Origin of the sequence: Hydrogenophaga sp. SNF1 (assembly GCF_034421675.1) — a bacterium.
Lineage (GTDB): Bacteria > Pseudomonadota > Gammaproteobacteria > Burkholderiales > Burkholderiaceae_C > Hydrogenophaga > Hydrogenophaga borbori.
Window position 1 is genome coordinate 2,191,300 of record NZ_CP139793.1, and the last position, 13,783, is coordinate 2,205,082.

Here is a 13,783-nt window from a genome sequence, read left to right on the forward strand (position 1 = left end):
GGACCGCCCCATGCTTCTGAACGGCAACGACGACCTGATGCGCCGCCTGAGTGACGACCTCATGGATGGCTACGACGAAGAACTCGAGATGGAGATCGAGGACCGCGGCCTGGACGACGGCGCGGACCCGCAGGCCGCCGCTCAGCGCAAGGAGGCGCGCCGGGTCTACTTTCGCGAGCTGTTCCGCCTGCAGGCGGAGCTGGTGAAGCTGCAGGACTGGGTGGTGAGCACCGGCCACAAGCTGGTGGTGGTGTTCGAGGGCCGCGACGCGGCCGGCAAGGGCGGGGTGATCAAGCGCATCACGCAGCGCCTGAACCCGCGCGTGTGCCGCGTGGTGGCGCTGCCGGCCCCCAACGACCGCGAGCGCACGCAGTGGTACTTCCAGCGCTACGTGACGCACCTGCCTGCGGGCGGCGAGATCGTTCTGTTCGATCGCAGCTGGTACAACCGCGCGGGCGTCGAACGCGTCATGGGTTTCTGTGACGACGAGCAGCTGGAGTCGTTCTTCCGCACCGTGCCCGAGTTCGAGAAGATGCTGGTGCATTCGGGCATCCAGCTGGTGAAGTACTGGTTCTCCATCTCCGACGAGGAGCAGGAGGCGCGCTTCCTCGGCCGCATCCACGACCCGCTCAAGCAGTGGAAGCTCAGCCCCATGGACCTGGAGAGCCGCCGCCGCTGGGAGCTCTACACCAAGGCCAAGGAAGAGATGCTGGCGCGCACGAACATCCCCGAATCGCCATGGTGGGTGGTGCCGGCCGACGACAAGAAAACGGCTCGGCTGAACTGCATCCACCACCTGCTCTCGCTGATCCCATACCACGAGGTCGAGCGCCCCGGCATCACGCTGCCCGAGCGCATTCGCCACGAGGGCTATCGCCGCCACCAGGTGCCGGGTGAAATCTACGTGCCGCAGATCTACTGATTCCGCCCCGCCGCCAGGGCAAAAAAGGAAAAACGCCAGGCCGAAGCCTGGCGTTTTTCTTGGGTTCTGCGGGGCCGTTCAGAACTTGTAGTTGGCGGTGAACGTCGCCGAGCGGGGCGCGCCCAGGGCCAGTCGGCCGCCGCCGTTGTTCAAGGTCATCAGGTACTCCTCGTCGAACAGGTTGTAGATGTTCAGTTGCAGGCTGAGCTTGGGGTTCACCTGGTACTTGGCCATGGCGTCGGCCACCCAGTAGGAGGGCACGTTGGGCATGTTGCCCTGGGCGCCGCTGGTGTTGACGAAGCGCTTGGCCTCCGACACGTAGCGCGCGCCCAGGCCCATCGTCAGCTTGTCCCACTGGTACGAGGTCCACAGCGTGGCGCTGAGGTCCGGCGACCAGCGCACGCGGTCGGTGCCCACGCCGGAGGCGTTGCGCACGTCGATCTGCTTGGTGCTGGTCTTGGCCAGGCCGGCGGTGATCTGCCAGAAGGGGGTGATCTGGCCCGTGGCCGACAGCTCGATGCCCTGTACCTGGGTCTTGCCTTCCTGCACGGTGGCCAAGGTGACCTGGTCGACCGTGGTCTGGTTGTCGTTGACCGTGCGGAAGACCGCGGCCGCGACGTTGAGGCGCTTATTGAGCAGGTCCCACTTGGTGCCCAGCTCGACCGTGTTGGTCTTCTGCGGGTCGAACGCGGGGTTGTTGATGCTGGTGGCGCTGGTGCTCAACTGCGTAAAGGCGCCGGGCGGGGTGGCGGAGGTCGCATAGGACGCGTAGACGCTGCCGTTCTCCGCCGGCTTGTAGACGCCGCCGACGCTCCAGCTCACCAGGCTGCGCGAGTCCTCGAGCGGGGTGGCCCCGACGGCGGCGCTCGAGCTCAGCTTGTAGACGTCCACGCGCGCGCCGCCGTTGATGGACCAGCGCTCGTTGATGTTGGCGTTGTCGAAGGCGTAGACGCTGATGGTGTTGGTGGTGGTGCCCGACTCGTCGCCCGTGCGCGGGCCGAAGTTGACCATGGCCCGGTACGGGTCCGGGTTGTACAGATTGGCTGGCGAGGTACCCGTTGCGGTTCCGTGGCTGAAGTTCGTCTGCTTCTCGTGCAGCAACTCCACGCCGGCGGCCAGCGAGTGCCGCATGCCACCCGCGTCGAACTCGGTGTTCAGGCTGGTCTGGTTGGCCAGGATGCTGTTTTCCTGATCGACGCGCTGGCGCGAGAGGTTCACGGTCCAGGTCGAGAGCGGTCCGCCCGTGTTGCCGATGCCCGCGCCGCCGGTGTTCATGCCGGTGAGCGTGCGGTCCATGTGCGTCTTGCCGTAGCGCGTGACGTTGCGGATCGTCGTGGCCTCGCCGAGGTCGTGCTCGACCTTCACGGTGAACATGTCGGCGTCGACCTTCTCTCGGTCGTTCACGCTGCCGTAGAAGTTCTCGCGGCGCACCTTGGGGCCGATGACGGAGGTGTAGCCCTCATAGCCGATGGCGGGAATGCCGCCGTCGGGCACGTTGTCCTGGCGCAGGTGCTGGCTGAACAGGTGCACGCGGGTGGGCGTGCCCAGGCCGGCCACATACGACAGGCCCACGCCGTAGCCCTTGTTCTCCACGAAGTCGCGGCCGTCGACGCCGCTGTCCTGCACCATCGCGTTGAGGCGCAGGGCCGAGGTCTCGCTGAGCTGGCGGTTCAGGTCGACCGTGGCGCGGCGGCGGTCGCCCGTGCCCACGGTGCCGGAAACGCTGCTCTCATCGCCCAGGTGCGCCTGCTTGGAAATCAGGTTGATGAAGCCGGCGCTCGCGCCGCGGCCGGTCTCGGCGCCGGCGGCGCCCTTCACGACCTCGACCTGCTCGAGGTTGAAGGTGTCGCGCGTGACCGCGCCCAGGTCGCGGATGCCGTCGACGAAGGTGGATTGCTGCAGCGAGAAGCCGCGCAGTTGAAAGGTGTCGCCGGCCGAGGTGTTGCCGTTCTCGCCCATCTGCATGGTGATGCCGGGGGTGTTGCGCAGGGCTTCCATCAAGGTGACGGCGCCTTGCTCCTCGATCACTTCCTTCTTGATGATCTGCACCGTCTTGGGCGTGTCGAGCAGGGGGGCGGTGAACTTGTCGTTGGCCGACTTCTCGGCCTTGTACGGCACCTCGGGCGCTTCTTTCACCGTGACGGTCGGCAGGGTGGTGGCGGGCGCGGTTTGCGCCATGCCCGCGGCGGGCAGGGCGGCGGCCAGCAGGGCCAGGAGTTGGGTGGATGGGCGGGCGGTGCGGCGGCGGTAGCGAGCCATGGGCGGTCCTTGAGGCTGTTGTGGTGAGTCGGCTGGCTGGCTTCCTCGTCACGGCGCTCAGGTGCCGGGGCACGGATGGGGGAGGCGCTGGGTCGGTGGCTGGCTGCCGCCTATTATTGCTAATGAAAACTGTTCTCATTAACAATTCGTGCAGAATTTCTTCACACAGTGTTGTGTGGGTGCATCAGCGGGTGATGGGCGCGCGGTTTGCCCGGGAACAACCGGCCGCCGACATGTGCCCAGCACAAAATTCCCTATGAGTCGGATAAATACTATTAATCCGAACAATTCATAGTCATCGACTATGATTGCCCCTGTCGCGCTGAACAGCGTTCGGCGCCGCCTCCGTTGTCCCCTTTTCCTTCAACCGCAACCAGGAGTTCCCATGTCCCTGATCAACACCACCGTTCAACCCTTCTCCACCACGGCCTTCCACAACGGCAAGTTCGTGCCCGTGAGCGACGCGAGCCTGCGTGGCGAGTGGTCGGTGCTGGTGTTCATGCCGGCGGCCTTCACCTTCAACTGCCCGACCGAGGTGGAAGACGCGGCCGACAACTACGCCGAGTTCCAGAAGCTGGGCGCCGAGGTCTACATCGTCACCACCGACACCCATTTCTCGCACAAGGTGTGGCACGAGACCTCGCCCGCCGTGGGCAAGGCCAAGTTCCCCCTGGTGGGCGACCCCACGCACCAGCTGACCAACGCCTTCGGCGTGCACATCCCCGAAGAAGGCCTGGCGCTGCGCGGCACCTTCATCATCAACCCCGAGGGCGTGATCAAGACCGCTGAGATCCACGACAACGCCATCGCCCGCGACATGAAGGAAACCCTGCGCAAGCTCAAGGCCGCCCAGTTCGTGGCCAAGAACCCGGGCCAGGTGTGCCCCGCCAAATGGAACGACGGCGCCAAGACCCTGACGCCCTCGCTGGACCTCGTCGGCAAGATCTGATCGCCGCGATCCGCTGAAAACCCGTTGAGGGTTTTGCGTTGAACCTTGGGCGCCAGGCGCCCAGGGTTCCTCGCAAAACGCTGAATCGAAAGGAGTCCCCCATGCTCGACGACACCCTCAAGGCCCAGTTGCAGGCCTACCTGGGCAAGCTGCAGCGGCCCATCCGCCTCATCGCCTCGCTCGACGGTTCCGCCGCGTCGCAGGAGCTGCGCGAATTGCTGCAGACCATCGCCGGCCTGTCGGACCAGGTGAGCTACGACGACAGCGGCACGGACGCGCGCAAGCCCTCGTTCGTGATCGCCCGCGAAGGCGAGACCACGGGCGTGCGCTTCGCCGCCATTCCCCTGGGCCACGAGTTCACCTCGCTGGTGCTGGCTCTGCTGTGGACCGGCGGCCACCCGCCCAAGGCCGAGCAGGAAACGCTGGACGCCATCGCCACGCTGCAGGGCGACCTGCGCTTCGAGGTCTACATGAGCCTGAGCTGCCACAACTGCCCGGACGTGGTGCAGGCGCTGTCGCTGATGGCCATCCGCAACCCGGCGGTGCAGGTCACGGTGATCGATGGCGGCCTGTTCCAGGCCGAGGTGGAGCAGCGCCAGGTGATGGCGGTGCCCATGGTCTTCCTCAATGGCGAGGAGTTCGGCGGTGGCCGCATGTCGCTGGAGGAGATCGTCGCCAAGCTCGACGTGAACGCCGACGCCCGCGAGGCGGCCAAGCTGGACGCCAAGGACCCGTTCGACGTGCTGATCGTCGGTGGCGGCCCCGCCGGCGCCGCGGCGGCCGTGTACGCGGCGCGCAAGGGCATCCGCGTGGGCGTGGCGGCCGAGCGCTTCGGCGGCCAGGTGAACGACACGCTGGCGATCGAGAACTACATCAGCGTGCTGGAAACCGACGGTCCGAAGTTCGCCGCCGCGCTGGAGGCCCAGGTGCGCCACTACGGCGTGGACATCATGAACCTGCAGCGCGCCGAGAAGCTGGTGCCCGCCAGTGAGCCGGGCGGTCCCGTGCAGGTGGTCATGGCCAATGGCGCCACCCTGAAAGCGCGCAGCGTGATCCTGTCGACCGGCGCGCGCTGGCGCAACGTGAACGTGCCTGGCGAGGCCGAGTACCGCAACAAGGGCGTGGCCTACTGCCCGCACTGCGACGGCCCCCTGTTCAAGGGCAAGCGCGTGGCGGTGATCGGCGGTGGCAACTCGGGCGTGGAGGCCGCGATCGACCTGGCCGGCATCGTCGAGCACGTGACGCTGATCGAGTTCGCCGACGCGCTCAAGGCCGACGCGGTGCTGGTCACCAAGCTCAAGAGCCTGCCCAACGTGGCGATCCACACCAACGCGCAGACCACCGAGATCACCGGCGCCAACGGCACGGTGAACGGCCTGAGCTACAAGGATCGCGCCAGCGGCGAGCAGCACCACGTCGAACTGGAAGGCGTGTTCGTCCAGATCGGCCTGGTGCCCAACACCGAATGGCTCAAGGGCACGGTGGAGCTCAGCCGCTTTGGCGAGATCGTGATCGACGCCAAGGGCCACACCAACGTGGACGGCGTGTTCGCGGCCGGCGACTGCACCACGGTGCCGTACAAGCAAATCGTGATCGCCGCCGGCGCAGGATCGACCGCCGCCCTGAGCGCCTTCGACTACCTGATCCGTCAGCCGCTGGTCGAAGCGGCCACCACCGCCTGAGGTCGCCCCCCCGGGGCAGCGCGGAACCGGTTTGGCCGGGCCGCCGCTGCCGCCGCTCGAGGGGTCGCGCGCAGCGCGGCGGGGCGCGGCGGGTCAATATTCCAGGCGTTCGGGCCGCACCTCCTGCAGGATGGTGGTCGCAATCTCCTCGATCGACTTGGTGGTGGTGGAGAGCCAGCGGATGCCCTCGCGGCGCATCATGGCCTCCGCCTCGGCCACCTCCATGCGGCAGTTCTCCAGGTCGGCGTAGCGCGAGTTGGGGCGGCGCTCGTTTCGGATCTCGCTCAGGCGATCCGGCGCGATGGTCAGGCCGAACAGCTTCTTGCGGTGCGTCGCCAGGGCGGGTGGCAGCTTGCGGCGCTCGAAGTCCTCGGGAATCAGCGGGTAATTGGAGGCTTTCAGGCCGTACTGCATGGCCAGGTACAGCGAGGTCGGCGTCTTGCCGCTGCGGCTCACGCCGACCAGGATCACGTCGGCGCTTTCCAGGTCCTTGTCGCTCTGGCCGTCGTCGTGCGCCAGCGAGTAGTTGATGGCCTCGATGCGGTCGTGGTAGGCCTTGCTCTTGGACGCGTCGGAGAAACGCCCCACGCGGTGGTTGCTCTTGATTCCCAGCTCTTCCTCCAGCGGCTGCACGAAGGTGCCGAACATGTCGAGCAGCATGCCGCGGCAGTGGTGCTGGAAGACGTCGAGCACCTCGGCATTGACGACGGTGGTGAACACCAGCGGGCGGCGGCCCTCCACCTCGGCGGTGTGGTTGATCTGGCGCGCCGCCTGGTGGGCTTTGTCCACGCTGTCCAGGAAGGGCAGGCGCACGCGGCGCACCGTGGCCTCGAACTGGGCGAGGATGGCGTTGCCGAAGGTTTCGGCGGTGATGCCGGTGCCGTCTGAGACGAAAAAGACCGTTCGGTGGGACATGGGAGGGGCGTCCTTACAATCCGCTGCTGTTGCGTGGCGGGCCATTATCCGGGCCCGTGGCGCTTCCCCGATTTCCGCCTTGCCCGGTGGCCGACCCACAACACAACCACAGGTCACACGCTGGTGCATGGAACCCCGGTTTTTCAACCTTAGGAGTTTTTCCATGTCCAACCTGTTCGAGGCGACCGCTTTGGTCGTGCCTTTCGAGAAGCTGCGGATGAGCGACGTCGAGTCGGTCGGCGGCAAGAACGCCAGCCTGGGCGAGATGATTTCTCAGTTGCCCAGCGGCGTGAAGGTGCCCACCGGCTTCGCCACCACGGCGCACGCCTTCCGCGAATTCCTCAAGCACGGCGGCCTGGCCGAGCGCATCAACCAGCGGCTGGCCACGCTCGACACAGAGGACGTGCGCGCCCTGGCCGCCGCCGGCGCCGAGATCCGCGCCTGGGTCGAGGCCCAGCCCTTTCCGGCGGACCTGGAAAAGGCCATCCGCGAGGCCTTCGCCGCCCTGAGCGAGGGCAACGCCAAGGCCTCCTTCGCCGTGCGCTCCTCCGCCACCGCCGAAGACCTGCCCGACGCATCCTTCGCGGGCCAGCAGGAAACCTTCCTCAACGTGGTCGGCATCGAGGAGGTGCTGCACAAGATGAAGGAGGTGTTCGCCAGCCTCTACAACGACCGCGCCATCAGCTACCGCGTGCACAAGGGCTTCGCCCACGCCGACGTGGCCTTGTCGGCCGGCGTGCAGCGCATGGTGCGCTCCGACCTGGGCGCGGCCGGCGTGATGTTCACCATCGACACCGAGAGCGGCTTTTCCGACGTCGTCTTCATCACCAGCAGCTACGGCCTGGGCGAGACGGTGGTGCAGGGCGCGGTGAACCCCGACGAGTTCTATGTGCACAAGCCCATGCTCAAGGCCGGCAAACGCGCGCTCATCCGCCGCAACCTGGGCAGCAAGCTGATCCAGATGGTGTTCAGCACGGCCGAGGAGAAGGCCGCCGACGGCCCGCTGAAAGGCAAGCTGGTGAAGACCGTGGACGTGCCCGTGGAGCAGCGCAACCGCTACAGCCTGAGCGACGCCGACGTGGCGCAGCTGGCCCAGTACGCGCTGGTGATCGAGCAACACTACGGCCGTCCCATGGACATCGAGTGGGGCAAGGACGGCACCGACGGCCAGCTCTACATCCTGCAGGCGCGCCCCGAAACGGTGAAAAGCCAGAGCGCCGGCAAGACCGAGGTGCGCTACAAGCTCAAGGGCAAGGGCTCGGTGCTGGCCAGCGGCCGTGCCATCGGCCAGAAGGTGGGCACCGGCCCCGTGCGCCTGGTGCACAGCATCGGCGAGATGGACAAGGTGCAGCCGGGCGACGTGCTGGTCACTGACATGACCGACCCCAACTGGGAGCCCGTGATGAAGCGCGCCAGCGCCATCGTCACCAACCGCGGCGGACGCACCTGCCACGCGGCCATCATCGCGCGCGAACTCGGCATCCCGGCCGTGGTGGGCTGCGGCGACGCCACCGAGCGGCTCAAGGACGGCACCCTGGTCACCGTGAGCTGCGCCGAGGGCGACACCGGCAACATCTACGACGGCCTGCTCGAGACCGAGATCAGCGAAGTCAAGCGCGGCGAGATGCCCGACCTCGACGTGAAGATCATGATGAACGTGGGCAACCCGCAGCTGGCCTTCGACTTCGCCCAGATCCCCAACGGCGGCGTGGGCCTGGCGCGGCTGGAGTTCATCATCAACAACAACATCGGCGTGCACCCCAAGGCCATCCTCGACTACCCCAACGTCGACGCCGACCTGAAGAAGGCGGTGGAGTCGGTGGCGCGCGGCCACGCCTCGCCGCGCGCGTTCTACGTCGACAAGGTTGCCGAGGGCGTGGCCACCATCGCCGCGGCCTTCTGGCCCAAGCCGGTGATCGTTCGCCTGTCGGACTTCAAGAGCAACGAGTACCGCAAGCTGGTGGGCGGCTCGCGCTACGAACCCGACGAAGAAAACCCCATGCTGGGTTTCCGCGGCGCGGCGCGCTACATCAGCCACGACTTCGCCGAGGCCTTTGCCATGGAGTGCGAGGCGCTCAAGCGCGTGCGCGAGGACATGGGCCTGAGCAACGTGCAGGTGATGGTGCCCTTCGTGCGCACGCTGGCGCAGGCGCGGCGCGTGACCGAGCTGCTGGCGGCCAAGGGCCTCAAGCGCGGCGAGAACGGCCTGCAGCTCATCATGATGTGCGAGATCCCCAGCAACGCCGTGCTGGCCAAGGACTTCCTGCAGTACTTCGACGGCTTCTCCATCGGCTCGAACGACCTGACGCAGCTCACGCTCGGCCTCGACCGCGACTCCGGTCTGGAGCTGCTCGCGCACGATTTCGACGAGCGCGACCCGGCCGTGCGCGCGCTGCTCAAGCTGGCCATCGGCGCCTGCAAGGCCGAGGGCAAGTACGTCGGCATCTGCGGCCAGGGCCCCAGCGACCACCCCGACTTCGCGCAGTGGCTGCGCGACGAGGGCATCAGCTCCATCTCGCTCAACCCCGACACGGTGATCGACACCTGGCAGCTGCTGGCGCGGGGCTGAGCGCGCGCGGCAGCCCGCGCAAACACCTAGGCGGGGGCGCGCGCGCAATGCGATGATCCCGCGATGCCCCCCGCGCCCGCCACGAACCCGCGCCACGACCGCCGCGCACTGGCCTTGAAGGCCGTGTTGCTGGCGGTGCTGGTGCTGGTGTCCTTCGGTACGTGCTTCTTCGCGCGAGAGCTCAGCTTCTCCGTGATGGGCTGGCCCCTGCATTTCTGGATCGCCTCCCAAGGCGCGGTGCTGGTGTTCATCGCCATCCTGGCGGTCTACACCTGGGCCATGAACCGCCTGGAGGCGCGCGACGGCGAGGGCGGCGGGGACGGGCCGGACGGGGACGGCGGTGGCTGAGGGCCCCGTGTACGCCGCCTACCAGCGCCGCCTGCACCGCATCCTGGCGCTCTATGTGCTGGCGCTGATCGCTTTCCTGCTGCTGATGGCCTGGGCCGAGCAGAGCGGCCTGTCGCGCCGCTGGCTGGGGCCGATCATGTTGTTCGCCACCGTGATGATGTACGGCGGCATCGGCGTCTATGGCCGCACCGCCGACCCCGAGGAGTACTACGTGGCGGGCCGGCGCATTCCGCCGGTCTACAACGGCATGGCTGCGGCCGCCGACTGGATGAGCGCGGCGTCCTTCATCAGCCTGGCCGGCGGTCTTTACCTGCAGGGCTTCGGCGGCACCGACGTGCATGCGGGGGGACTGGCTTTCGTGCTGGGCTGGACCGGCGGCTTCTGCCTCGTGGGCCTGCTGATTGCGCCGCACCTGCGTCAGCTCAACCTCTACACGGTGCCCGAGTACTTCATGCACCGCTTTGGCGGCCGGTGGCCGCGCCGTCTGGCGGCGTTCTCGGCGATCTTGTGTTCCTTCACCTACGTGGTGGCGCAGATCTATGGCATCGGTCTGGTGGCTTCGCGCCTGACCGGGGTGCATTTCGAGATCGGCATCATGCTGGGCCTGGGCGGGGTGGTGCTGTGTTCCTTCCTGGGCGGCATGCGGGCCATCACCTGGACCCAGGTCGCGCAGTACGTGATTCTGCTGCTGGCCTTCCTGGTCCCTGTGTCCTGGCTGGCCTACCAGCAGTTGGGCAACCCCCTGGCGCCGCTGGCCTACGGCAAGCAGCTCGAGAAGATTGCCGCGCTCGAGAAGAAGCTGCAGGCCTCGCCGCAGGAGCAGGAGGTGCAGGCCGAGTTCCAGGCACGCGCCCGCCAGTACCAGCGCTGGCTCCAGGACGTGGAGGGCTCGCTGCGGGAGCAGCGCACCCTGGCCCAGGAGCGCGTGCGCGAGCTGGTGGCCCAGAACGCCCCCGTCGAGCGCGTCGTGGCCGCGCGTCGGGCGCTGTCGGCCTTGCCCAGGGACGCGGCCGAGGCGCGCGAGCAGTGGGCGCGCGCCATGAAGGACAGCCAGGACCGTTCCCGTTTCCTGGGCGGGCTGCCGCCGCACACGCAGGCCTATGTCGGCGATCCGAACGGCAGCGAGGCTGAGCGTCAGGCCTTTCAGTCGTCCCGCGCGAACTTCCTGGCGCTCATGTTCTGCCTCATGGTGGGCACCGCCGGGCTGCCCCATCTGCTGACGCGCTACTACACCACGCCGTCCGTGGCCACCGCGCGGGCCTCCGTGGCCTGGTCGCTGTTCTTTATTGCGCTGCTGTACCTGAGTGCGCCCGCGCTGGCGACACTGGTGAAGTACGAGCTGATGCAGAACGTCGTGGGCAGCCACTTCAACGCGCTGCCGTCGTGGATCGCGCAATGGTCCCACTACGACGATTCGCTGCTCTCGGTGCGCGACATCAATGGCGATGGCATCCTGCAGTTCGGCGAGATCCGGCTGGGGGCCGACCTGATCATGCTCGCCACGCCCGAACTGGGCGGCATGCCCTACGTGGTGTCCGGCCTGGTGGCCGCGGGTGGTCTGGCCGCCGCGCTGTCCACGGCCGATGGCCTGTTGCTGACCATCAGCAACTCGCTGGTGCGCGACACCTACTTGCAGGAGTTCGGGCGCCATGTGGCCCCCGAGCAGCGCGTGATCCTCTCCAAGTTCGCGCTGTTGAGTGTGGCCACGGTCGCGGCCTTCGTGGCATCGCTCAGGCCGGCGGAGATCCTGCCGCTGGTGGCCTCATCGTTCTCGCTGGCGGCCTCAGCCTTGGTGCCGGCCATGATCATGGGCATCTTCTGGTCGCGCACCACGGGCGCGGCGGCGGTGGCCGGCATGCTCGCGGGCCTGAGCGTGACGGTGGGCTACATGGTGCTCAACGCCCCGGCGGTGCGGGCCGTGCTGCGGTTGCCGGCCGGCCAGTCGCTCTGGTTCGACATCCAGCCGGTGTCCGCGGCGGTGTTCGGCGTGCCGCTGGGTTTTGCGGTCATCCTTGTCCTGAGTGTGCTGACGCGCCGCCGCGTGGCGGGGGCGTAGTCGCGTCGGCCTCGGGCCGGTCGCGCACCGGCATCGGTGCCGCTTTAAGTTCTTCTTCAGCCTCGGGTCAGTTTGAAGTCAGTTCCGGGTCAGGGGCTGGTAAGCGCGCGTCTCTACAAATCGGCTCCGGAAGCCATCGGGCCTTCCAGCCCATTGAATGAGGAGACGCATGTGAACAGGAACACCGCAGCCATGGCGGCTGGCGCAAGCAGTGCGCCGGACCCCCGAAAACGTCCCATGACCCGCGAAGAGAAGCGGGTCATCCTGGCCTCATCGGCCGGCACCATCTTCGAGTGGTACGACTTCTATCTCTACGGCTCGCTCGCCGCGATCATCGGCGCGCAGTTTTTCTCCTCCTTTCCCGAGGCCACGCGCAACGTGTTTGCCTTGCTGGCCTTCGCGGCGGGCTTCCTGGTGCGGCCCTTCGGTGCGCTGGTGTTCGGCCGCCTCGGTGACCTGGTGGGCCGCAAGTACACCTTCCTGATCACGATCCTGATCATGGGCATCTCGACCTTCGTCGTCGGCCTGCTGCCCAGCTACGACTCCATTGGCTGGGCCGCGCCCGTGCTGCTGATCGCGCTGCGCATGCTGCAGGGTCTGGCGCTCGGTGGCGAGTACGGCGGTGCCGTGGTCTACGTGGCCGAGCACGCGCCGCACGGCCGCCGTGGCTTCTTCACGAGCTGGATCCAGACCACCGCGACGCTGGGCCTGCTGCTCTCGCTCATGGTGATCCTGGTGGTGCGTTCGGCGGTGGGTGAACAGGCCTTCACCACCTGGGGCTGGCGCATTCCTTTCCTGCTGTCGATCTTCCTGCTCGGGGTCTCGCTGTGGATTCGTCTGCAGATGGAAGAGTCTCCCGCCTTCAAGAAGATGAAAGCCGAAGGCGCCCAATCGAAGGCCCCGATCTCCGAGGCCTTCGGCAACTGGAAAAACGGCAAGTACGCCTTGCTGGCCTTGCTGGGCCTGGTGGCCGGCCAGGCGGTGGTCTGGTACACGGGCCAGTTCTATGCGCTGTTCTTCATCCAGACCATCCTGCGCGTGGACATGTTCACCGCCAACATGCTGATTGCCTGGGCGCTGATCTTGGGCACCGGTGGGTTCGTGGTGTTCGGCTCGCTCTCCGACACGATCGGGCGCAAGAAGATCATCCTGGCGGGCTGCCTGCTGGCCGCGCTGACCTACTTTCCTGTCTTCAACGCGATCACGCGACTGGCCAACCCCGCGCTGCACGCGGCCCAGCAGAACACCACCGTGACGATCATCGCCGACCGGTCCGATTGCTCGTTCCAGTTCAACCCCACCGGCACGGCCAAGTTCACCAGCTCCTGTGACGTGACCAAGGCGCTGCTGGCGCGCAACTCGGTGAGCTACTCGGTGCAGTACCAGGCCGGCGCCGTGCCCGCGAAGGTGCAGATCGGCAGCACGGAGATCACCGCCTACGAGGCCGCCAAGCTCAGCGGCGACGACGCCAAGGCCGTGCCTGCCGCGTTCACGAAGAGCGTGAACGCGGCGCTCGCCGCGGCCGGCTACCCCGCGGCCGACAAGCCCGCGCCCGGCATCGTGAAGGTGGACGGCTTCTTCGGCGTGTTCAACGCACAGGCTTTCCCGCTGGTGATCATCCTTGCCTACCTCGTGGTCCTGGTGACCATGGTGTACGGCCCGATCGCCGCGGCGCTGGTCGAGCTGTTCCCCACCCGCATCCGCTACACCGGCATGTCCCTGCCGTACCACATCGGCAACGGCTGGTTCGGCGGCCTGATGCCGGCCACAGCCTTCGCCATGATTGCCCACACCGGCGATCCGTACTACGGCCTCTGGTACCCCATCGTCATCGCCTTGGCCACGGTGCTCATCGGCGCGGTGTTCGTGCCCGACAACCACAAGAAGGACATCTTCGCCGCCGACTGAATTCGGCGTCACCGGACCGTCCCGGTCAGGCAAAGGGCTCTTCGGAGCCCTTTCTTGTGTCTGCGATCTAGGGATAACCCTCACAGGGATCACCCGCTGTGGGGCGCCTGGCGTGAGGAATCGTAAGTAAACCGTAAGGGGCAGCGAAAGAATGGCGGCAACCCCAGGTGTCACT

At 67.1% G+C, this 13,783-nt stretch carries 9 protein-coding genes; 7 read left to right on the top strand and 2 right to left on the bottom strand.

Annotated features, from left to right (window positions below):
• The first annotated feature begins 10 nt into the window (after window positions 1–10).
• Window positions 11–922, top strand: a complete 912-nt coding sequence (ppk2, locus tag SOM08_RS10425; RefSeq protein WP_116957885.1) for a polyphosphate kinase 2 — start codon at window positions 11–13, stop codon at window positions 920–922.
• 78 nt (window positions 923–1,000) lie between these two features.
• On the opposite strand, the gene SOM08_RS10430 is transcribed toward ppk2, so the two are convergent.
• Window positions 1,001–3,181, bottom strand: coding sequence for a catecholate siderophore receptor Fiu (locus tag SOM08_RS10430; protein WP_116957886.1), 2,181 nt, complete (start codon window positions 3,179–3,181; stop codon window positions 1,001–1,003).
• Window positions 3,182–3,566: 385 nt separating this feature from the next.
• Here SOM08_RS10430 and ahpC point away from each other — a divergent pair, with 385 nt between their 5' ends.
• Together ahpC and ahpF are read left to right on the top strand one after the other, a co-directional pair.
• Entirely contained in the window at window positions 3,567–4,130 is a 564-nt protein-coding gene (gene ahpC, locus SOM08_RS10435) for an alkyl hydroperoxide reductase subunit C (protein WP_116957887.1), read from the top strand.
• Between the two features lie 101 nt (window positions 4,131–4,231).
• Window positions 4,232–5,812: an alkyl hydroperoxide reductase subunit F gene (gene ahpF, locus SOM08_RS10440; RefSeq protein ID WP_116957888.1), complete on the top strand. Its 1,581-nt coding sequence runs from the start codon at window positions 4,232–4,234 to the stop codon at window positions 5,810–5,812.
• Between the two features lie 93 nt (window positions 5,813–5,905).
• Here the strand turns inward: ahpF and SOM08_RS10445 are convergent, their stop codons facing one another.
• Complete coding sequence (locus SOM08_RS10445) at window positions 5,906–6,727, bottom strand: pyruvate, water dikinase regulatory protein (RefSeq protein WP_070397875.1); 822 nt, start codon at window positions 6,725–6,727, stop codon at window positions 5,906–5,908.
• A 163-nt stretch (window positions 6,728–6,890) separates the two neighbouring features.
• Here SOM08_RS10445 and ppsA point away from each other — a divergent pair, with 163 nt between their 5' ends.
• The 4 genes from ppsA (at window position 6,891) to SOM08_RS10465 (ending at window position 13,608) form a co-directional block, all read left to right on the top strand.
• The gene (gene ppsA / locus SOM08_RS10450; RefSeq protein WP_116957889.1) at window positions 6,891–9,296 is read left to right on the top strand and encodes a phosphoenolpyruvate synthase; all 2,406 of its coding nucleotides are present in this window, start codon (window positions 6,891–6,893) and stop codon (window positions 9,294–9,296) included.
• Between the two features lie 63 nt (window positions 9,297–9,359).
• On the top strand, window positions 9,360–9,644 hold the full coding sequence (locus SOM08_RS10455; RefSeq protein WP_116957890.1) for a DUF4212 domain-containing protein: 285 nt from the start codon (window positions 9,360–9,362) through the stop codon (window positions 9,642–9,644).
• The gene (locus tag SOM08_RS10460) at window positions 9,637–11,700 is read left to right on the top strand and encodes a VC_2705 family sodium/solute symporter (RefSeq protein ID WP_322470631.1); all 2,064 of its coding nucleotides are present in this window, start codon (window positions 9,637–9,639) and stop codon (window positions 11,698–11,700) included. Before SOM08_RS10455 ends, SOM08_RS10460 begins: the two co-directional genes overlap by 8 nt.
• Window positions 11,701–11,937: 237 nt before the next feature.
• On the top strand, window positions 11,938–13,608 hold the full coding sequence (locus SOM08_RS10465) for an MFS transporter (protein ID WP_116957891.1): 1,671 nt from the start codon (window positions 11,938–11,940) through the stop codon (window positions 13,606–13,608).
• Window positions 13,609–13,783 lie beyond the last annotated feature (175 nt).

What these genes read in the sequence shown, in the direction of transcription:
- ppk2 (WP_116957885.1), top strand. Translation starts at nt 11, where the DNA reads ATGCTTCTGAACGGCAACGACGACCTGATGCGCCGCCTGAGTGACGAC.
- SOM08_RS10430 (WP_116957886.1), bottom strand. Translation starts at nt 3,181, where the DNA reads ATGGCTCGCTACCGCCGCCGCACCGCCCGCCCATCCACCCAACTCCTG.
- ahpC (WP_116957887.1), top strand. Translation starts at nt 3,567, where the DNA reads ATGTCCCTGATCAACACCACCGTTCAACCCTTCTCCACCACGGCCTTC.
- ahpF (WP_116957888.1), top strand. Translation starts at nt 4,232, where the DNA reads ATGCTCGACGACACCCTCAAGGCCCAGTTGCAGGCCTACCTGGGCAAG.
- SOM08_RS10445 (WP_070397875.1), bottom strand. Translation starts at nt 6,727, where the DNA reads ATGTCCCACCGAACGGTCTTTTTCGTCTCAGACGGCACCGGCATCACC.
- ppsA (WP_116957889.1), top strand. Translation starts at nt 6,891, where the DNA reads ATGTCCAACCTGTTCGAGGCGACCGCTTTGGTCGTGCCTTTCGAGAAG.
- SOM08_RS10455 (WP_116957890.1), top strand. Translation starts at nt 9,360, where the DNA reads ATGCCCCCCGCGCCCGCCACGAACCCGCGCCACGACCGCCGCGCACTG.
- SOM08_RS10465 (WP_116957891.1), top strand. Translation starts at nt 11,938, where the DNA reads ATGACCCGCGAAGAGAAGCGGGTCATCCTGGCCTCATCGGCCGGCACC.